The organism is Amedibacterium intestinale, assembly GCF_010537335.1.
GTDB lineage: Bacteria > Bacillota_I > Bacilli_A > Erysipelotrichales > Erysipelotrichaceae > Amedibacterium > Amedibacterium intestinale.
On the sequence record NZ_AP019711.1, the window covers coordinates 734,828 to 754,466 of the forward strand.

At 34.1% G+C, this 19,639-nt stretch carries 20 protein-coding genes; 4 read left to right on the top strand and 16 right to left on the bottom strand.

What is annotated here, in order from left to right; translation table 11 throughout:
• Positions 1-28: 28 nt before the first annotated feature.
• Positions 29-361 (bottom strand): hypothetical protein, encoded by a 333-nt coding sequence (locus A9CBEGH2_RS03710; protein ID WP_147360238.1) that lies wholly within the window; start codon positions 359-361, stop codon positions 29-31.
• A 654-nt stretch (positions 362-1,015) separates the two neighbouring features.
• On the opposite strand from A9CBEGH2_RS03710, the gene A9CBEGH2_RS03715 reads away from it, so the two are divergent.
• Positions 1,016-1,480: a hypothetical protein gene (locus tag A9CBEGH2_RS03715; protein ID WP_118361036.1), complete on the top strand. Its 465-nt coding sequence runs from the start codon at positions 1,016-1,018 to the stop codon at positions 1,478-1,480.
• A 477-nt stretch (positions 1,481-1,957) separates the two neighbouring features.
• On the opposite strand, the gene A9CBEGH2_RS03720 is transcribed toward A9CBEGH2_RS03715, so the two are convergent.
• The 13 genes from A9CBEGH2_RS03720 to A9CBEGH2_RS03780 all read right to left on the bottom strand — a co-directional run bounded on the left by A9CBEGH2_RS03720 (position 1,958) and on the right by A9CBEGH2_RS03780 (position 14,373).
• Positions 1,958-2,476 (bottom strand): hypothetical protein, encoded by a 519-nt coding sequence (locus A9CBEGH2_RS03720; protein WP_118277202.1) that lies wholly within the window; start codon positions 2,474-2,476, stop codon positions 1,958-1,960.
• On the bottom strand, positions 2,473-3,159 hold the full coding sequence (locus tag A9CBEGH2_RS03725; protein ID WP_118277203.1) for a hypothetical protein: 687 nt from the start codon (positions 3,157-3,159) through the stop codon (positions 2,473-2,475). Before A9CBEGH2_RS03725 ends, A9CBEGH2_RS03720 begins: the two co-directional genes overlap by 4 nt.
• A 73-nt stretch (positions 3,160-3,232) precedes the next feature.
• On the bottom strand, positions 3,233-3,670 hold the full coding sequence (locus A9CBEGH2_RS03730; RefSeq protein WP_118277204.1) for a hypothetical protein: 438 nt from the start codon (positions 3,668-3,670) through the stop codon (positions 3,233-3,235).
• 35 nt (positions 3,671-3,705) lie between these two features.
• Positions 3,706-3,942: a hypothetical protein gene (locus A9CBEGH2_RS03735; protein WP_118277205.1), complete on the bottom strand. Its 237-nt coding sequence runs from the start codon at positions 3,940-3,942 to the stop codon at positions 3,706-3,708.
• 105 nt (positions 3,943-4,047) lie between these two features.
• Positions 4,048-5,439 (bottom strand): NADPH-dependent glutamate synthase, encoded by a 1,392-nt coding sequence (gene gltA / locus A9CBEGH2_RS03740; RefSeq protein WP_118277206.1) that lies wholly within the window; start codon positions 5,437-5,439, stop codon positions 4,048-4,050.
• 2 nt (positions 5,440-5,441) lie between these two features.
• Positions 5,442-6,284 carry a sulfide/dihydroorotate dehydrogenase-like FAD/NAD-binding protein gene (locus tag A9CBEGH2_RS03745; RefSeq protein WP_115716048.1) on the bottom strand — a complete coding sequence of 281 codons (843 nt, stop codon included), beginning with the start codon at positions 6,282-6,284 and terminating at the stop codon, positions 5,442-5,444.
• 132 nt (positions 6,285-6,416) lie between these two features.
• Positions 6,417-7,178 (bottom strand): type I 3-dehydroquinate dehydratase, encoded by a 762-nt coding sequence (gene aroD, locus A9CBEGH2_RS03750; RefSeq protein ID WP_115714889.1) that lies wholly within the window; start codon positions 7,176-7,178, stop codon positions 6,417-6,419.
• The gene (locus A9CBEGH2_RS03755; protein WP_118277207.1) at positions 7,159-8,205 is read right to left on the bottom strand and encodes a TRAP transporter substrate-binding protein; all 1,047 of its coding nucleotides are present in this window, start codon (positions 8,203-8,205) and stop codon (positions 7,159-7,161) included. Before A9CBEGH2_RS03755 ends, aroD begins: the two co-directional genes overlap by 20 nt.
• 3 nt (positions 8,206-8,208) lie before the next feature.
• Complete coding sequence (locus A9CBEGH2_RS03760) at positions 8,209-9,504, bottom strand: TRAP transporter large permease (protein WP_118277208.1); 1,296 nt, start codon at positions 9,502-9,504, stop codon at positions 8,209-8,211.
• On the bottom strand, positions 9,501-10,010 hold the full coding sequence (locus A9CBEGH2_RS03765; protein WP_118277209.1) for a TRAP transporter small permease: 510 nt from the start codon (positions 10,008-10,010) through the stop codon (positions 9,501-9,503). The genes A9CBEGH2_RS03760 and A9CBEGH2_RS03765 overlap by 4 nt, the downstream gene beginning before the upstream one ends.
• 55 nt (positions 10,011-10,065) lie before the next feature.
• Positions 10,066-11,238 carry an MFS transporter gene (locus A9CBEGH2_RS03770; protein ID WP_118277210.1) on the bottom strand — a complete coding sequence of 391 codons (1,173 nt, stop codon included), beginning with the start codon at positions 11,236-11,238 and terminating at the stop codon, positions 10,066-10,068.
• A gap of 81 nt (positions 11,239-11,319) precedes the next feature.
• Positions 11,320-12,192 carry a shikimate dehydrogenase gene (locus A9CBEGH2_RS03775; RefSeq protein ID WP_118277211.1) on the bottom strand — a complete coding sequence of 291 codons (873 nt, stop codon included), beginning with the start codon at positions 12,190-12,192 and terminating at the stop codon, positions 11,320-11,322.
• Positions 12,193-12,378: 186 nt separating this feature from the next.
• Positions 12,379-14,373: an oxidoreductase gene (locus tag A9CBEGH2_RS03780; RefSeq protein WP_118277212.1), complete on the bottom strand. Its 1,995-nt coding sequence runs from the start codon at positions 14,371-14,373 to the stop codon at positions 12,379-12,381.
• Between the two features lie 175 nt (positions 14,374-14,548).
• Here A9CBEGH2_RS03780 and A9CBEGH2_RS03785 point away from each other — a divergent pair, with 175 nt between their 5' ends.
• From A9CBEGH2_RS03785 to aroF, 3 genes are all read left to right on the top strand, one after another.
• Positions 14,549-15,445 carry a LysR family transcriptional regulator gene (locus tag A9CBEGH2_RS03785; RefSeq protein WP_163104260.1) on the top strand — a complete coding sequence of 299 codons (897 nt, stop codon included), beginning with the start codon at positions 14,549-14,551 and terminating at the stop codon, positions 15,443-15,445.
• Between the two features lie 270 nt (positions 15,446-15,715).
• The gene (locus tag A9CBEGH2_RS03790; RefSeq protein WP_118362167.1) at positions 15,716-16,981 is read left to right on the top strand and encodes a shikimate kinase; all 1,266 of its coding nucleotides are present in this window, start codon (positions 15,716-15,718) and stop codon (positions 16,979-16,981) included.
• Between the two features lie 13 nt (positions 16,982-16,994).
• Positions 16,995-18,011: a 3-deoxy-7-phosphoheptulonate synthase gene (gene aroF, locus A9CBEGH2_RS03795; protein ID WP_163051469.1), complete on the top strand. Its 1,017-nt coding sequence runs from the start codon at positions 16,995-16,997 to the stop codon at positions 18,009-18,011.
• Positions 18,012-18,168: 157 nt separating this feature from the next.
• Here aroF and tenA read toward each other — a convergent pair whose 3' ends face one another.
• Both tenA and thiD read right to left on the bottom strand, forming a co-directional pair.
• The gene (tenA, locus tag A9CBEGH2_RS03800; protein WP_118361909.1) at positions 18,169-18,819 is read right to left on the bottom strand and encodes a thiaminase II; all 651 of its coding nucleotides are present in this window, start codon (positions 18,817-18,819) and stop codon (positions 18,169-18,171) included.
• On the bottom strand, positions 18,816-19,628 hold the full coding sequence (gene thiD, locus A9CBEGH2_RS03805) for a bifunctional hydroxymethylpyrimidine kinase/phosphomethylpyrimidine kinase (protein WP_118361911.1): 813 nt from the start codon (positions 19,626-19,628) through the stop codon (positions 18,816-18,818). The genes tenA and thiD overlap by 4 nt, the downstream gene beginning before the upstream one ends.
• Positions 19,629-19,639 lie beyond the last annotated feature (11 nt).

The window sequence follows — 19,639 nt, forward strand, 5'->3', positions numbered from 1 at the left end:
TGTATATTAAAATAAATAGTTTCCCCTTTTACTGTGATAGCTTTTTTGACATCAAATGAAGTTTACAATATGCATCTTCAAAAATAACACCATCATCATGATAAGCATGCTGTTTAAAAAAATCTAGGTTGCCATCTGGAAATGTTCCAATTTCATCTGTGATAACCTCCACGTATTTATATTGTTGAGACAGATAGTTTTCTAATGCTTTTAATAGAGCACTTTTATAGTCGTAATCTTCATCTGATAAATAACCACATGTTATAAAAGCGATGTCTTCTGCCTTAGGAATATCATAAGGAACATAAAGAGATGGATAAAATTCTGCACCTCCTAATACGCTATTCCCATCTACATTCATAAAGCCAATCACTTCGTTTTTTACCATCTAAAAGAAATAAAGGGAATCTACCATGGAATACCACCAAATTTTTAAATATGTATATAGTAGAGTGTATGGAAATACAATCATCGAGGAATCGGAAGCAATAAAATCAAATCCTAGACAAAAACATTGAAAACTTAAATAATATTATTTATTATTTAAGACAGGTTGTTGACAAACTATATATTTTGAAAATATATAAAACCAATTTAAAAAAAGTGGTAGAAAGATTCCTTTTACTAGGTGATTTTTGGTAAATGATAGCTTAAAATCACCTGTTTTTTATACAAAAGTGGGGATAAAAAAAGACCGAATGACAAAGTCTGCTCAAAGAGCGACTTTGTCAACGGTCTGACTTAAATAATATTATTTATTATTTAAGAGAATGCATTATGAGCTATTATGGATGGAGTGATAATTGATATTATACAAATTGTTAAAAAGTTTATCAAGTATATAATCATGTAGGGAGTTTAATGAAATATTTTATATTAGTTTTCTAATTAAAGAACTATATTTTCGATTTGATCGTATTCTTTATTCAATGTTTTGAATGTATTGTAATGTGTATATAATAATTAGAACCGATATGTATTTATGTTAATGTTAAAGAAAGGATTTTATTATTTTATGAAAGAAGAAAGTTTAGAGTTTGAATCAAAATTAGATAAAAATGATTGCAAGTTATTGTTTAAAGAATATTCATATTTAAGATATCTAGAATACCTAATTAATTTTTTAATTGTTTATTATGGTATTAAATTAGGTTATTACTTTATTAATAAGATGGCTATAAATAATATGGATATTCTTTACTTTGTATCATATATATTTATCAGGCTTATTTTTTATAAGATGTTTCAATTGAAAAAAAGATTTAAAGTTGTTGGGACTAAAATTTATTTAAATAACAAATTACGCAATTACTCAAAAGTAATTATATCAAAGGACTTTTTATTTATTATAATTGGTAGGAGAAGAGGAGTGGTAAAAATTCCAAATGGCAAAAAAAATGAAATAATTGATTTTTTTGATCTAAATAAAGTAGTATATGAGGTTGTTGATAAACCTTTTAAGATAGAAAGAAAAATATAAATAACAGTATAAGACGAGTAGTTATTTACCTATTAGCGGTTTTTTAGCTGTCCATTTTACAGGGTATAGTTTACAGTAAAATGTAGTCTTTTTTTAATACTCAGTTTACTATTAATAGTAAACTGAGTCACTCAAAATACCATTTAATTTATTAACATTGATAATTATGACCCAGAATTAAGCTAGATTCAATACATGGATTATTTTGCTGTTATTAAAGAAGGATGAATACACACTGTCACAAGAATAATTATATAAAGAAAAGATGAAAATGCCTTTATCAAAGGATATAGAATGCAAACCAGATGTTTTAAACAACATGTTGACAAGATATAAGTCAAATTAATATTTTAAACAATTATGCGATAATTTCATAATGAAGGATAGGTCTATCGAGCAAAATTATATTTTAATTACTTATTTGATTAAACCTAATTTGAGTGATAAGTAGGCGTTGTTAGCGTTCTAACTATTTTATTAGTTTGGAACAGCAAAAACTTCTACTCGATACAATTCATTATCATATGCCGCTTCGCTTGAAAGTATCAAATTTTTCCCTTGTTTTAAGGTTTTCTTTTCTTCACGTAAATATGTTACTTTTTGAGACAATTTCTCAGGTATATTTACTTTCTTTAGAATTTTATCAAAAGGTAGATTGTTTTTTCTATTATATGGATTACTACAACTCAATAAAACTTCTTTTCCTAGTAAAGCAATATAAAGATTTCCTCTTCCATAATCAAATTCTTCTTTATATATCTCATAATAGAATAATTCTTCATTCAAGTAATAATCTATTTCAATAGAAAAAGGGGTATTATTTGTATCATATGCAAAAGCATATATTGTTTTTTTATCTCCATTATAAAAATTATCGAAAGTACGTGCAAGTTTATCTTCTACTAAATGTATGGTAACTTCACTTTTTGCATTTGCAGGCGTAATTATAAAAAATAATGTCATGAATAGCACTATAATTGCAGTTATTTTTTTCATTCCACTACCTCCAAACTAATTGTTATAAAAAGTTTTTTATCATAATTTGTGTTTCCAGAATTAACTTCCTCCTTCGTATTTATAAATAGTGAACGTTTATCAATAATCATATTCTTTTTAATTGGGTATTTATTGGTTGGAATAAATGAACGATATTCACCTCTTTCACAATAGATGTCATAACCTACAAACTCGTTTAAATCTGTTTCATAGTATGACTGGATAGTGTCATCATCAATTAATGCAACACGAGTTATAAAAAATTTATTCGTATAATATAAGTATTGTACATGGTCACACGGGGGAATAATAAATATATTTTCTTTGAGACTTTTCCCTTTGTAATACACATCCAATTTTAGTTTATATTTATTTTTGTGAGGACCAATATTATAAGTATTTAAATTACTAGCATATTCCCTTCCCACTTCTTTTTGAAAGTAGCGAGTTGTGATGTAAGATAAGCCAAGTTCATTATTGGTTAAGTTTCTAGGTTCAATGTAGTCACTTTCATAAGCTGGATTAATTCCACTATAATCCATAGAATATTCATAGAATCCTTTTTCAACTGGATCATTTAAATTATAGTTATAAAAATTATCTTTAATCTCTGTTTTAGATTCTTTTTTACAGCCACATACTAGCAATAGAATGCATAATACTAATATTGCCTTTTTCTTCATATCTAAGTTCTCCTTTGAATTGTTCAAAATATAATAAATAGTGCTAAAAAATCTAGTTACATAAAATCACCTTTCATTCATTCCTGTTTAAATAACGTTCCAATTGCTTATATAGATTTTCACATTCCTGCTTTTTTGGAAGATTAAATACAAAAGTATCATTCTCTGTATATATGATAATATAATAAGGTTTATCATAATATACATAAGCTTTACACTTTCCAAGCTCTTTATCTTTGGCATCACCAGCAAGAAAAGTGGAGGTACCTTCCCCTGCTCCACTCTTTTTTCCTTCAAAAGTTTCTTTCTTGTATTCGATGTTTTGTATATCTGTAAAATCGACAACATGATCTACTATTCCATCAAAATGAATGGCATCTTGTGTCAGGGAAATTGTATAAGCCTCTTCACTCTTCCCTTTTTCATAGGATTGATACATCAAAAAAACTGATAATAATACCATTAAGATAATAGGAATCCCTACAAAACATGCCAATAGCTTCTTTTCCAAAGCTGTTCCTCCTAACCTATGTCATAGGAAAGAAATCAACCTATAAAAAACAAATAGCCAAATAAAAGCACTACACATGCACTGAACAGTACATCTTTCTCTATGTTTTCTCCCTCTTTTTTCTTTTCCTTAATATAAAGAAAACTTACCAGCGCATATACCCCCAGTGCGCATATTTTCATGGTATTTTTTAACAATGGGAAAACCAGGGATAATGTAAAAAAACACACCAAGGCAAATACTGCCAGAAGATTTAAATATTTCTTATTCATACGTAGCATCACCATGAACAGAATAACAGATTTTTGATAAAGAAACAACAGCATGTAAATATTTCAAAAATGAAAAAGAAGCAGTCTTCACACTGCTTCAAATCGTTATTTTGCTTTGTTTTGTATATATGCATCCATTGCTTTGGCAGCTTCTTTTCCAGCTCCCATCGCTAAGATGACAGTTGCTGCACCAGTTACTGCATCGCCTCCGGCATACACACCTTCTCGTGTTGTCAATCCATGTTCATCTGTAACAAGACACCCTTTTCTATTCGTTTCCAGTCCTTCCGTAGTAGAGCGAATCAAAGGGTTTGGAGAAGTACCAATTGCCATGATCATACAATCAACATCCATGATAAAGTTACTGTCTTTAATTTCTACTGGACGTCTTCTTCCGCTGGCATCTGGTTCTCCCAATTCCATCGATACACATTCCATTCCTTTAACCCAGCCATTTTCATCACCAAGTACGCGAACAGGGTTTGTTAACAGTTTAAAGATAATGCCTTCTTCCATCGCATGTTCTACTTCTTCTTTACGTGCAGGAAGTTCTTCCATGCTTCTTCGATATACGATGGTTACTTCTTCTACACCTAAACGTTTTGCACTTCTTGCGGCATCCATCGCTACATTTCCTCCACCAACAACAACTGCCTTTTTCGCATGTTGAATCGGTGTTTCACTATCTTCTTTATAAGCTTTCATCAAATTGCATCGAGTTAAAAATTCATTGGCAGAATATACCCCTTTTAAATTTTCTCCCGGCATATTCATGAAATTTGGAAGTCCTGCTCCACTGCCAATGAAAACAGATTCATATCCTGCATCAAACAAATCATCGACAGATTCGCTTCGCCCAATCACCACATTTGTCTGAATATCTACACCCATTTCTTTTAGACCGTTGATTTCATGCTGAACGATTGCTTTTGGCAAACGAAATTCTGGAATCCCATACATTAAAACACCGCCTGCTACATGCAGTGCTTCAAATACAGATACCTGATATCCTTTTTTCGCAAGATCTCCTGCACATGTTAACCCTGCAGGTCCTGCTCCAACAACGGCCACTTTATGTCCATTGGAAGCAGGTTTTTGTACCTTTTCTTTTACATGTTCCCGATACCAGTCAGCTACAAAGCGTTCCAATCGTCCAATCGCAACAGCTTCTCCTTTTATACCGCGAACACATTCTTTTTCACATTGAGTTTCCTGTGGACATACACGACCACATACCGCAGGCAAAGAACTTGTTTCATGAAGAATATGATAGGCTTTTTCAAAGTTGCCTTCTTTTACTTCTAAAATAAAATCAGGAATTTTCACAGATACTGGACATCCACTAACACAAGGTCTTGTTTTACAGTTTAAACAGCGCTGTGCTTCTTCCATTGCCATTTCTTCTGTGTAGCCAAGCGTTACTTCTTCAAAGTTGTTTCGTCTTTCGAATGCATCCTGCATTGGCATTTCTACTTTTTTTAACGACATATTTGGCATATTTACTGCGCCTCCTTGTTCATTAGATTACAGTTTTCTTCTCTTTTTCTTGTTTCAAATTCACGATACATACTGCTTCTTGCGATAGCTTCATCAAAATCAACCAGATGACCATCAAAGTCTGGACCATCAACACAGGCAAATTTTGTTTCACCGCCAACACTTAATCGGCATCCTCCACACATACCAGTACCATCAATCATAATTGGATTCATGCTTACCATCGTTTTGATATTATATTGTTTTGTCAGCTGACATACAAACTTCATCATGATAAGCGGTCCAATCGCAATCACTTCATCGAATTGTTCTCCATTTTCAATCAGTTTTTTCAAAACATCGGTAACAAGTCCTTTTTCACCTGTACTCCCATCATCACTAACAAGATAATATGCATCAGAAACATCTTGAAATTCCTTCTCCAAAATCACAAGATCCTGATTTCTAAACCCTGCAATACTTGTTACCTGTGCACCATTTTCATGCAGTGCTTTTGCGGTAGGATATGCAATGGCACATCCTACGCCTCCCCCAATGACACATACCTTCTTAAAACCTTCGACTTCACTTGGCTTTCCTAAAGGACCAACAAAATCCTGCAGGAAATCTCCTTCCTTCAGCCTATTTAATTCCATCGTTGTTCCACCGACAATCTGGAAAATAATCGTTATCGTTCCCTTTTCTCTATCATAATCTGCAACAGTTAATGGAATACGTTCCCCTTCTTCATGCACACGAAGAATAATAAACTGACCCGCTTTTGCTTTTTTCGCAACCATCGGTGCTTCTATGACCATTTTTGTAACTGTTGGATTTAAACTTTCTTTTCTTACAATTTTATACATAAGCCGACCCTTTCTTTCATTTTTTAACATACATATTTTACCTGTTTTCTTATCGTTAGGCAACCTAATTATATATATTTAGAAGTTTCAAACGGTATGACAAAAAAAGAAAAAGCGTACACAACGATACGCTTATAAACTGTTATGCAATGCAGTCAATACTGATTTTAATGCATGCACATCCATTTGTCCTGGAGCACTTGCTTTTCCAACCGCACCAAATGTTAAGCAGGAACCAAATACTTCCCCACTTAAACGAGAAATCATTCCATTACTTGCCATTGACATAGTGATAATTGGTCGATCTGCATGCTGTTCAGACATTTCCAATGTTGCTTCCAGTAATGTCAATACATCTTTTTTACAAGTAGGCATAACAGCGATTTTTGGAATATCGGCATGCATATCCTGCATTTTTGATAATCGTTTGATAATTTCTTCTTTTGCAGGGGTTGCATGGAAATCATGATTTGACATAATGACTTTCACATTATGTTCATGAGCAGCAGAAACAATTGTTTCTACTTCTTTGTCCCCGCTGAAAAGCTCCACATCTATCGCATCTACATATCCAGATTTGCTAACTTCTGTATTCAACGCTACATAATCAGCAAGTGCAAGTTCTTTTTCTCCTCCTTCTTTTAGACTTCTAAAAGTCGCAAGAAGAGGTGTGTCTTTGCATACTTCACGGATTTCTTTTGCCATATCAATAACAGAAGAAATATTTGTGACATTTTCAAACCAGTCCATTCTCCATTCAATGATATCAACAGGTGTTTTCATGATATTTTCAAGCTGTGTTAAAATATCTTCTTTTGTTTTTCCAACGATAGGAACACAAATCTTTGGCATTCCTTTTCCAAATTCTACATTTCTAATTGTTACTGTATTCATAAAGTATTTCTCCTTTTTCTTTCCCATATTTTAAATATGTATTATATAATTCATTTCCACATTGTTTTTGTATATCGGCATATACATGTTTACTTTTTTCTCTAATTTCATTAATCAGATCATCTGTTAAAGGCAACATTCTGGTTCCACTTTCTTCAATGATCTTCAATCTGTTTTCAACTCGTTTATCTGCCTGTTTGCGCGCATGATTTCTTGCGAGAAGTGCTGCTTCATCAAAAATTTGTTTCTGTTCAACTGTCAAAGAATCGTAAAAACTGTTGCTTGTTATTAAACTAAGTAAATGCGGCACATGATTTGTTTCTGCAACATAATCCTGCTGCTCATATACCTTTGCGGAAACAATGACTTCATATGGATTTTCCTGTGCATCAATGGTTCCCTGCTGCAAGCCAATATATACTTCCGACATTGTCATGGGTGTAGGGTTGGCGCCTATCGCCTTCCAAAAAGCAATGTGATTGGAATTTTCCATCGTTCGTATTTTCAACCCCTTAAAATCATTTATAGAAGAAATTTTCTTATTGGTTGTCATAACACGAAAGTTTTGATCTGCCAAAGCCATAAGATGAAACCCTCCATCTTTATATACATCAGAAATCTGACTGTAAAAATCTTCATCATCCAAAACTTTACGCAGCGATGAAATATCTGTATAGGCAACAGGCAGATCAAACACAGCAAGTTTCGGCATAAAATTTACCTGTGGAGCACTGCTTTGTACAACAAAGGCAATATCATCGTTTTTACAGCTTTCTAAAAGCTCTCGATCTCCTCCTAATACCCCATTGTCATACACCTTCATCTGTATTTTGCCTTCACTAAGGCGAATCACTTCCTGTGCAAATTTCTCAGCAAATAATCCTGTTACAGTATCACTTGGAGAATCCGTTGCGATAATGATTGGATAGGTTTGAGAAGAAGCAGCAAGATCCTGCTTTTTTGTTTGACATCCAAAACAGGAAAGAAGCATAGCTGCAAGCATCATATATGTATATCTTTTTTTCATACACTAACCTCCTGCCAGCAACAAGGATATTTGCGGCACCAAAGCAAGAATAAGCAAAGCAACCAGGAAAATAAGAACTAATGGCAATGCTTTTCTTGCGATTTTAAATACTTCTATATCGGTTAATGAACTCGCTACAAAAAGGTTTATACCGATTGGAGGAGTAACAAAACCAATTGCCAGATTCACTACCATAATAATACCAAAATGTATTGGATTTATCCCCGCTCCCTGTGCAATCGGAAGCAAAATAGGAGTTAATATCAAAATTGCCGGGCTTGTATCCATGACCATGCCTACTGCCAGTAAAATTACATTCATAATTAGTAAGATGGAAAGTTTCGTATGAAAGTTTGACAAGATAAATTCTCCTGCCTGCTGTGGAATTTGCAGCAAGGTAAGAACTCTTGAAAACGCAACAGCAGATGCAAGAATAAATAGCAATGGTGCAAAGGTACGTATACTTTCTACCAGAATTGCTTTCATATCTTTTAGTTTCAATGTTTTGTATATGAAAACAGAAATAAACAATGCATAAAAAACGGATATTACAGCTGCTTCTGTTGGAGAGGCAATACCTGAATAAATACACCCAAGAATAATAAACGGTGTTAACAATGCCCAAAAGCTATCTAAGAATACTTTTTTAAACCCTTTTTGGTGCAAGATACTAATCTTCGCATGGATTTTCTCTTTATCTTCTCCATAACGTTTACAATACCATAAAGAATACAAAATCAATAACAAGGCAATAAAGATACCTGGCAAAATACCTGCCATAAACATATCGCCAACACTTGTTCCACTAGCCATACCATATAAAATAAAGGGAATACTTGGCGGTATAATGACCCCTAGCCCTCCAGCAACAGCAACAAGAGCTGTTATGAAAGTTTTATCATATCCCATCGATACCAGCATAGGAATCGTCATGCTTCCAACTGCGGCTACCGTAGCTGGAGCACTTCCAGAAATTGCCCCATAAAATAAACAGGTAATAATAACTGCACATGGCATGCCTGCCAATCGATTTCCTAAAAAGTAAGCAAAAATATCAAATAAACGTTTGGAAACACCGCCTCTTGCCATCAAGATTCCTGATAAAACAAACATAGGAATTGCCAGTAATGGAAAAGAGTCAATTCCTCCAAGCATAGAGCGAATGATGTATTCTCCTTTTACTGGAAAATTTGGATCCAGTAAAGAAGGCAATAAAGAACTGATACTTAAACCTGCAGAAATCGGTACAGAAAGAAGAAGCAAAACAACAAACAAAAGCATGATCCATAAAGCCATCATTGTACTTTCTCCTTTCTTCTTTGTATGAAAATATGCAGAATATTAGAAATATCCAGTAAAATTTGCTGAAAAGCACGAATAGATGCAAGTACAAAGCCAGCAAGCGGTGCACTTTGTACGAAATACATCGGTAAATGACATGCAGGACTTACCTGCCCACTTTCTATACTGTCCAGCAAATAGAAAACGGCATAGTAAGATAAAGTGATAAAAAGCAGAAATAAAATAAGATTTAAAAGCAGTTGAAATACGACGTATATATTTTTTGGAAACAACTTGATGATTTGATCAATTTTAATCGAAATCCATTTTTTTATACAATAGCTAATGCTTATAAAAGCAGACCAGATAAATAAATATCTTGTGATTTCTTCTGACCAGCTCAAAGAAAAATTAAGAAGATAACGACAGAAAACCTGAACTCCCATAACAAGTGTCATGCAGGACAAAAATAGAACTAACAGAGTTTCTTCCAAATTTTCATCTAACCAGTGAAAAAACTTCATAACCTTCCTCCTCGTACTGTATCAGTATATAGAAATTTTAATATCCTTACAAGTTTTAAACTTTTTCAATGAGTTTATTAAAACGCATATTAACAAATATTGCCAAAATAACACCCAAACCTGTAATAACGATATTCAATATCACAACACCTAAAGGACCACTTCCAGCACTTACTACAGAAGCTAAAGATAAGATTAGATAATTCGCTAAAGAAGAAGCAATCATAATAATACTTGTGATCGTTCCTTTGATTTGCGGGAATAAGTCATTTACAGTTGCGGTTGCAAGCTGCAGCACTCCTCCAGCTGCAAAAAATCCCATTAAGAATCCTACGACTTGACACATAAGAGGTGTTTGTACAAAATACACTGCAACTAATGATAATAATGCACATAATGGATAGACTGCAAGAAAGCGTACCTGCTTGATCTTTTTAACTAAGACTGCAGTAAGCAATACAGCTAAAATTGTACCTGTAGCATAGTATGTCTGAATGGTTTGCGGATTTGTCATTCCAGCCATTTTTCCCAATTCCTGATTACAGTTTAACCATAACTGGAAAGTTGATGTACAAGTGAACCCAATCAAGATCAATGCAATGCTTTCTGGAGTAAATTTAGCGTGTTTTAATTTTTCAAAGAAACCTTCTTCTTTTCCTTCTTCTTTTTCATCTTTTGGAAGTGGAAGTTTTACAACAAGCACACCGATAATCGCAATGCATACAGCCATCAAAATAAACAAAGTTCTAAATGACATATTGTTGTCCGCAACAAATAAAATCATATATGGCAGCACAAGCTGTCCCAAAGAAATTCCTAATTTCGTACACAAAGTAGCTAGTCCGCTGTTTGGCTTTAAAATTTCAACACAAGCAGGAATAACCCCTGTATCTAAGAATGAGTTTGCAGCTCCTCCAATGATTGCGGCAATATATGCCAAATACATATTTGGTGCATAAACAACTCCTACAAAATATACTGCATAAGATAGGATTCCTATAAGAGTTGATATTCTTCTTCCCAGCTTATCGGATAAAGGACCAGAGAAAGGAAGTGTAATCAAACGTCCCAGCCCCATTGCGGCAATTACTAATAAAACCTGTTCTGCACTACAGTTCCACTGAATTGCTAAATCTGCTTTATATTGGCTTAGAATGGATGCCCCAATCCCATGGATAAAAAAGTTTAAATATAATATAAATGCACTTGGATAATATTTTTTATTCATTTTTATGTTCTCCTATATCTTTCCATCTCACTTTAAAAAATAGCTGTGTCAAAACAGTGTTCAACACAGCTTTCCTCTACGTTAATCCTCAATATGTAAAATTTCTTTCATGTATGCAATTGGCATATCTTCTCCTGTCCACATTTTAAATGCAGCAGCACCCTGGTATAACATCATACCTAATCCATTCATACATGGACAGCCAACTTCTTCCGCAACTTCTAAAAGTTTCGTCTTTGTAGGCATATATACAACATCTGTTACGATCAAGTTTGGACGAAGATAACTTGCATCAGGAATTACCATCTGTCCTTCCAATGGTTTCATACCTACACCAGTTGCATTCGCAAACAGATAGCTGTCTGCGATTTCACGACGTAATGCTTCTTTGTCATCCAAATCAAATAATGTTGCCTTACAGTTTGTTTTTTCATTGATATTTTTTACATTTTGTACAGCTCTATCCCAGAATTCATCTTTGCGATTGAAAATGGAAATTTCTTTTACGCCATCTAAGGCAGCTTGGATTTCAATTGCAGTTGCAGCACCACCAGCACCGACAATTGTCATTTTCTTTCCAATGACATCAAATCCTTTATCTTTCAAAGATCTCATGTATCCAATACCATCTGTAATATTGCCAGTCAACACGCCATTGTCATTTACGACTGTATTTACTGCACCGCACAATTCTGCTGCAGGAGATAATTTATCTAAATACTTTCCAATAACGGTTTTGTTTGGCATAGATACATTATATCCACGTACTCCCAATGCCTTAAATCCTTTTACTGCATCTTCCAGCTGTTCTGTACCAACCTCAAATGCAAGGTAAGCATAATCCAAACCAAGTTTCGCAAATGCTTCATTATGCATCGTAGGTGATTTTGAATGACGAATTGGTGTTGCGATCAATCCAATCAATTCTGTGTGTCCTGTAATTCTTTCTGCCATAATCTATTCCTCCTATATTCTAGATTTTTTATAAAGGACTGATGAATGTTATCACATTCACAAGTAACATTATTATAATTGATATAATTCTATAAAAACAATTAAGTTTATTCATCTTTTCTATAGAATTCTTCTATGAATTAATTTTTTGATAAGATGCCCCGATATGGGCATCTTATCAATTTTTTACATAAATTCTTTACGTTTTAAAATATTAATGATATTTCGTCCTTCACTAACCCCATCAATGATACGGCGAGCTCTTACACTGTCACCAATATTGATGATTTCTACATCTTCCTGTGCAAAAGCCTCTTCAATTTCAGATAGATGAGGTGCATAAGAACGCATTCCAAGGCATACAAAACCATAGTCAAAATCTAAACGTTCTATGTTCTCTGCACGTTTTACCATGAAATATGTATCTCCAACTTCCTGCAAAGCTGTTTCCGTTAATACATTTACATGATGTTTTTCCAGCATATCATAAGTTCCAATTTTTGTGACGACATCCAAATCTTTTCCAACAACCGGCTGCATTTCTACAATACTTACCTCTGCATTTCGATTTGCGAAAAATTCTACCACATCAAGTCCAACAGCGCCACCGCCTACAACTACGACTTTTTTACCTGTGCAGTCTTCTGGATAAGAATCAATGTGTGAAATCATTCCTAAAATACCTTTTACTTTTGTTTCATCTTTATCAATATTTTCCTTTAACCCCTTAATTGGCGGTAATAAAGGTGTAGACCCACTTGCATTTATAATAATATCAGGTTTTAACATACGCAGCAGTTTTACATTGGCCTGCGTTTCTGTTAGGGCAATTAGATTTCGAAGTTTTTCTGCACGATGAATTAAATATGCAGGGAAATCATGCAGACGTTTCTTTTCTGGAATCTTAGAAATTGCGACACTTAATCCACCAAGTTCCTTTTCTTTTTCAATCAAGAAAGTCGTACATCCAACTTCTGCTGCAGTACATGCTGCTTCCAAACCTGCACTGCCTCCACCGATAACAACCACATTGCATGGTTTCTTTATATTTTTTTCTTTATATCCATCTCCAATATTAACACTTGGATTTACCGTACAGCGAATTGGACGATTTAAGCCAATACGATGTCCACTGCATCCAATATTACAGGAAATACATTTACGAATTTCATCTTCTTTTCCATATTTCGCTTTGTTTGGCCAATTAGGATCCGCAATCAGCTGTCTACCCAAACCTACAAAATCTGCATCTTCACTTTCAAGAATTTCTTCCGCAACTTTAGGATCTCGGATATTTCCGCAAGTAATGACAGGTTTATTGAATTTTTCTCTTATTGCCTTTGCCAGATAAGATTTCCAGCCATCTTTTAAGTAGTTTGCATCAATCTGGTAATGAATAGAATCTACCAAACCTGCCGATACATCAAGAATATCCACTTCTTCCTGGAAATACGTCAATAGTTCCAATGTATCCTCTAGTGTATTTCCACCTTTCAAAAATTCATCTGCAGAAATTCTAACCAAGATAGGAAACATTGGTCCTACCTGTTTACGTACTTCTTCAATAACCAGTTTAGCAAAGCGTGCACGATTTTGTGCACTTCCACCAAATTCATCCTCACGATTATTGGTTAGCGGCGATAAAAACTGTGAAATCAAATAAGAATGTCCTGCGTGAATTTCAACAGCATCAAATCCGATGATTTGTGCACGTTTTGCAGCTTTTCCATATTTTTTTACGATTTCATAAATTTCTTCCGTTTTTAAAGGACGTGGTGTTTTTCCTCCTTTTTTATTTGGAAGATTTCCAGCGGAAACCGGCTGCATACCAATACGTTCTTCTAATGCACTGGCTCCGGCATGATTTAACTGAATCGCAATTTTTGTACCATGTTTATGCACTTCTTCACACAATTTGTATAATCTAGGCATGTAGTTGTCATGATCGATTCTCAATTGTGTTGTCCCATTGGAACCGCCTGGATAGTCCACACAAGCATTTTCTACGATCAAAAGACCAGCTCCACCCATAGCTCGCTGTTCATAGTAGTCGATATGAAGAAAACTCATTTCCCCATTTTGTTCACCAAAGTTTGTTCCCATCGGTGTCATTACGACACGATTTGGAATCGTTACATTTTTTACGGTAATTGGCGAAAATAACTTTTTATACTTATTCATCTTTTCCTCCTCAAATGAATGATATTTCATTCACAAGTTAACCGTAATTATTATAATCGTTACAATTACACAAAAACAATTTAGTTATTTTACATTATTTATAGATAATATCTATGATTAACTTGTCATTTTCGATATTTCTTTTATATAATAAGGATGAAATGGAGGAAACTTTATGAATTTAAACTATTTATATTATTTTAAAGTCCTTGCGGAAACGGAACACTATACACATGCGGCAACCCTTTTAAAGATTACACAGCCTTCCCTTTCACATGCGATACATTGTTTAGAAGAAGAGTTAAATGCTTATTTATTTGGAAAACAAGGTCGCAATATCAAACTTACAAAGTATGGGAAAATCTTTTATAATTATATCAATGAAGGACTTCTGCAAATCGAAAAAGGACAAAGCGTGTTACAGTCTATAACTTCTCCAAAAAACGGACAAATTGATTTAGGGTTTATTTATACTTTAGGAGCACGATTTGTTCCTCAGTTATTAAAAAGCTTTTTATCCATAGAAGAAAACAAAAATGTCCATTTTTCTTTAAATCAAGGTACGACATCACAGCTGATTCAAGGGCTAAAAGAAGAAAAGTATGACATTGTTCTTTGTTCGCATGTACATAACGAAAAAGAAATCCACTTTCTTCCTGTCGTAAAAGAAAACCTTGTTGTCATTGTCCCAAACAACCATCCATATGCCAATCGAAAAGAAATTGATTTATCTCTTCTAAAAGAAGAAAAATTTGTATATTACTCAAAAAGCAGTGGAATTCGCCCCTTATTAGATTCCTTATTTGAAAAGGTAAATATAGAACCGCATATTGCCTGTGAGGTAGAAGAAGACAGTGCTGTCATGGGGCTGGTAGGTATCAATTATGGCATTGCCATCGTTCCCGATATTCCTTTAATCGATACTTTCCCTATACATAAATTAAAAATTATAAATCCCTCTTATGAGCGCTACATATATCTGGCAACTATGAAAAATCGCTATCTTCCCCCTGCTGTTCATACGTTTTGTAATTTTTTGATTCAAAATGCAACTGTAAATAATATAGAATAGTTTTCATTTTCTTTCTAAAGTTTTCAATCCAAATGAAAAAGCACTTGTTTTTCTTCCTCTATATGACTATAATATAGTTACAGGAGTGATATTCATGCAAAACAAAGCTTTCTTAACTACACGATTTTATTATGTCTTTCGTAAACTCTGAAAATGCAGTCATATAAAATAATAGACTGTTTTTTCAGAGTTTTTATAAGCAAGCATTCAAACATTGGTTAGGAATGCTTTTTTTGTTTTATGAACATTGCTTTTCAGGAGGTAGAAAATATGAGATATGGTCTTATTGGAGAAAAGCTGGGACATAGCTTTTCCAAAGAAATTCATGAAAAAATTGCAGATTACACATACGATTTAATTCCATTAACTAAGCATGAGTTTCATACCTTTATGAAACAAAAAGATTTTGCGGCCATCAATGTCACGATTCCCTATAAAAAAGATGTCATTCCCTATTTAGACGAAATGGACATGCAGGCAAAATCGATTGGGGCTGTTAATACGATTGTGAATAAGAATGGAAAATTAATTGGACATAACACAGATTTTGATGGTTTCCTGTATATGGTTCGCCACCATAACATCCATATGAAAGATAAAAAAGTTTTGATCATCGGCAATGGCGGTGCTGCTCAGGCTGTCAAAGCGGTTGTAAAGCATGAACAGGCAAAAGAAATGATCATTGTTGATATCATAAAAACGGAAGATACGATTACCTATGATGAATGTTATGCTTTGCACAGTGATGCACAAATCATCATCAACACTTCCCCGGTTGGCATGTTTCCATCCATTGATGCCAGTCCGCTTCATCTGGAATATTTTAAACAGTGTGAAGCACTGCTTGATGTCATATACAACCCTATTCTTACAAAACTGGCATTTGCAGCACAAGAACTAGGTATCAAACGTGTAAATGGATTAGAGATGCTGGTTGCACAGGCAAAATATGCCGTTGAACATTTCCTGGATACAAAAATCGATGATGATATCATTGATAAAATTTACAAAGAATTGCTGATGAAGGAATGTAACATTATCTTAATTGGCATGCCAAGTGCAGGAAAAACAACGATTGGAAAAATGCTGGAACAAAGAATGGATAAAAAGTTTATTGATTTAGATGATGTCATTGTTGAAAAAGCAGGAATGACAATTCCTGAAATTTTTGATTTATTTGGTGAAGAAGGATTTCGACACCTGGAAACACTTGTCGCAAAAGAATTAAGTGCCATGCATAACATGATCATTGCGACTGGCGGTGGGACAATCAAAAACAAAGAAAATATGGATGCACTTCGATTAAATGGTATTATTATCTTTATTGATCGGGATATCAACAAACTTATGACAAGTGATCCTAATCGTCCTTTATTAAAAAATGAAGATGCATTAAAGTCTTTACATAAAGAACGCTATCCGCTTTATCAAAAATATGCAAGCATGGTTGTGATGAACAATGAAGCAATTGAACAAACCATAGAAGATGTGATACATGCCTATCAATCCATCATCTTGGAAGCTGTAGAAATATAAGGAGATTTTGTTTATGATTATTACATTAAAAAAAGACGCAAAACAGGAAGAAACAGAAAAACTGCTAAGAAGTCTTGAAAACAAAGGACTTTCTGTCAATATGATACAAGGGGATACCTTTAATGTTTTCGGTCTTGTCGGTGATACCTCAAAACTAGATGAACGGCTTATAAAAGCACACCCATTTGTAGAAAATGTACAACGAATTGCGGCACCTTATAAACTTGCGAACCGTATGTTTCATCCACAAGATACCATCATAGATGTAAATGGTATTCACATTGGCGGGAAAGAACCAATCGTTGTCATTGGAGGACCTTGCAGTGTAGAAAGTGAAGAAATGATTGAACGTATCGCATACAAAGTAAAAGAGGCAGGTGCGTGTATGCTTCGTGGTGGTGCCTACAAGCCAAGAACTTCCCCTTATGCTTTTCAAGGCATGGGAACACAAGGGATTCTCGCCATGGAAAAAGCAGGTAAAAAAACTGGACTTCCTATCGTTAGTGAACTTATGAGTGCAGATAAGCTGGATGAATTCATCGAACATGTCGATGTCATTCAAATTGGTGCTCGCAATATGCAAAACTTTGACTTGTTAAAGGCTGTTGGAAAAACAAAGAAACCAATCCTTTTAAAAAGAGGACTTGCCAACACAATTGAAGAATGGATCATGGCAGCAGAATACATCCTGTCAGAAGGAAATCCAAATGTTATCTTCTGTGAGCGAGGCATACGAACCTTTGAACCGTATACAAGAAATACATTAGATCTTAGTGTCATTCCTATCATCAAAGAAAAAACACACCTGCCGATCATCATAGATCCAAGCCATGCCACCGGAGACTGGAAACTGGTAGAATCTGCCTCTTTGGCAGCTATCGCAGCAGGTGCAGATGGACTTATTATTGAGGTTCATGATGATCCAGAAAATGCGATGAGTGATGGTGTACAAAGTTTACTTCCAGAAAAATTTGATGCATTAGTAGAAAAAGGAAGAAAGATAGCGAAAGTCATGGGACGTTCAATTTAAAATTTAACATACAAAACAGGAGTTATGTCATTATATCATGCATAACTCCTGTTTTTTCATTATTTTAACTCCATAAATTGTCCAGGTAACTTAGTTTATTTAGATTCAGTTTAATGAATCTTCGCATAGAAATCGACTATACTTTATTTAACATCAGCTAATTTTTCCATGCCATTTCCCAGAAAGCAAGTTCATATCTTGAACAGGATATAAAAATATCTTCTAAATGTTTTTTCTGTTCTTCTGTATATTCCAATGTTAATTGATTTAAAGTATTTATCAAAAGTATATTTTCTTCTTCATAAGTCTTACTAGCATACCCTTTTATCCATTCTCCATAAAACGCATTATCAATACAAGACGGGTTATTCTTAATCATATTTTTCGCAATGACTTCATAGCTATAGGCACACGATAGAATGGCTGTTAGAATTTCAACTTCTCCTTCTTCATAAGCAACACGAAGCATATAAGATGTATATGAAAGATTATCCAATGAGCGAGATGTTTTATCCAGTTCTTCTTTCGATACTTCAAATTTTCCCATATAACCTCTATGGATGTCCATTTCTCCACCTGTTAAAGTATCAATATATCCTGAAAATAGTCTTGTTGTACTTAAACTTTTTGCTTTTGCTAATCCAATTGCGAATACTTTGGCGTATTCTTCTAAATAGAGGTAATCTTGTATAATATAATATCTAAACTTTTCTTTATCTAAAGTACCATCTTGGATTCCTTTCACAAATGGATGACTATAATACTGTTTCCAGATATTTTCTGTAACTTTTAATAAACGTTCTATCATGATGCTTTTGCCTCCTTTGCAAATTCACTATGTATGTCAAATCCATGATCCATGGGACCACTTCCTTTTCCCAAATTCAGCATTGCTGCAAGAGCACCTGATATATAGGCTTTTGCTCTTTCTACCGAGATTTCTAAATCATACCCTTTTGCTAAATTAGAAGCAATCGCACTGGATAAAGTACAGCCTGTACCATGGGTATTCGAATTATCAATTCTTTTTCCTTTAAACCAGTGGTAATTACCTTCAACATAAAGCAAATCATTCGCATCATTGATTTTATGGCCACCTTTGCATAAAACTGCACAATGATAAGTATCTCCTATCATTCTAGCTGCATTTTTCATATCTTCTTCATTTTTGATTTGTATTTCTGCCAATACTTCAGCTTCTGGAATGTTTGGTGTTAAAACAGTAGCCAGTGGAAACAAACTCTTTTTAAGCGTTTCAATGGCATCATTACAGATTAATTTAGAACCACTTGTTGCTACCATTACTGGATCCACAACAATATTCTTTGCTTTATATTCTTTTAATTTTTCTGCTATAGCAATAATCAAAGAACTTGAGGATACCATTCCTATTTTTACTGCATCAGGATAAATATCAGTAAATACGCTATCTAACTGTCCTTTTAAAAAATCAGGAGTAACCTCCATAATATCACTTACACCTGTAGTATTCTGCGCAGTTAATGCAGTAATCGCACTCATAGCATATACTCCATTAGCAATCATCGTTTTAATATCTGCCTGAATACCAGCGCCTCCACTGGAATCACTTCCAGCAATTGTTAATGCTGTTTTCATTATTTCTACTT

Bases quoted from the DNA above. Each gene is read 5' to 3' on its own strand.
- A9CBEGH2_RS03710 (WP_147360238.1), bottom strand. From the start codon at position 361: ATGAATGTAGATGGGAATAGCGTATTAGGAGGTGCAGAATTTTATCCA.
- A9CBEGH2_RS03715 (WP_118361036.1), top strand. From the start codon at position 1,016: ATGAAAGAAGAAAGTTTAGAGTTTGAATCAAAATTAGATAAAAATGAT.
- A9CBEGH2_RS03720 (WP_118277202.1), bottom strand. From the start codon at position 2,476: ATGAAAAAAATAACTGCAATTATAGTGCTATTCATGACATTATTTTTT.
- A9CBEGH2_RS03725 (WP_118277203.1), bottom strand. From the start codon at position 3,159: ATGAAGAAAAAGGCAATATTAGTATTATGCATTCTATTGCTAGTATGT.
- A9CBEGH2_RS03735 (WP_118277205.1), bottom strand. From the start codon at position 3,942: ATGAATAAGAAATATTTAAATCTTCTGGCAGTATTTGCCTTGGTGTGT.
- gltA (WP_118277206.1), bottom strand. From the start codon at position 5,439: ATGCCAAATATGTCGTTAAAAAAAGTAGAAATGCCAATGCAGGATGCA.
- A9CBEGH2_RS03745 (WP_115716048.1), bottom strand. From the start codon at position 6,284: ATGTATAAAATTGTAAGAAAAGAAAGTTTAAATCCAACAGTTACAAAA.
- aroD (WP_115714889.1), bottom strand. From the start codon at position 7,178: ATGAATACAGTAACAATTAGAAATGTAGAATTTGGAAAAGGAATGCCA.
- A9CBEGH2_RS03755 (WP_118277207.1), bottom strand. From the start codon at position 8,205: ATGAAAAAAAGATATACATATATGATGCTTGCAGCTATGCTTCTTTCC.
- A9CBEGH2_RS03760 (WP_118277208.1), bottom strand. From the start codon at position 9,504: ATGATGGCTTTATGGATCATGCTTTTGTTTGTTGTTTTGCTTCTTCTT.
- A9CBEGH2_RS03765 (WP_118277209.1), bottom strand. From the start codon at position 10,010: ATGAAGTTTTTTCACTGGTTAGATGAAAATTTGGAAGAAACTCTGTTA.
- A9CBEGH2_RS03770 (WP_118277210.1), bottom strand. From the start codon at position 11,238: ATGAATAAAAAATATTATCCAAGTGCATTTATATTATATTTAAACTTT.
- A9CBEGH2_RS03775 (WP_118277211.1), bottom strand. From the start codon at position 12,192: ATGGCAGAAAGAATTACAGGACACACAGAATTGATTGGATTGATCGCA.
- A9CBEGH2_RS03780 (WP_118277212.1), bottom strand. From the start codon at position 14,373: ATGAATAAGTATAAAAAGTTATTTTCGCCAATTACCGTAAAAAATGTA.
- A9CBEGH2_RS03785 (WP_163104260.1), top strand. From the start codon at position 14,549: ATGAATTTAAACTATTTATATTATTTTAAAGTCCTTGCGGAAACGGAA.
- A9CBEGH2_RS03790 (WP_118362167.1), top strand. From the start codon at position 15,716: ATGAGATATGGTCTTATTGGAGAAAAGCTGGGACATAGCTTTTCCAAA.
- aroF (WP_163051469.1), top strand. From the start codon at position 16,995: ATGATTATTACATTAAAAAAAGACGCAAAACAGGAAGAAACAGAAAAA.
- tenA (WP_118361909.1), bottom strand. From the start codon at position 18,819: ATGATAGAACGTTTATTAAAAGTTACAGAAAATATCTGGAAACAGTAT.
- thiD (WP_118361911.1), bottom strand. From the start codon at position 19,628: ATGAAAACAGCATTAACAATTGCTGGAAGTGATTCCAGTGGAGGCGCT.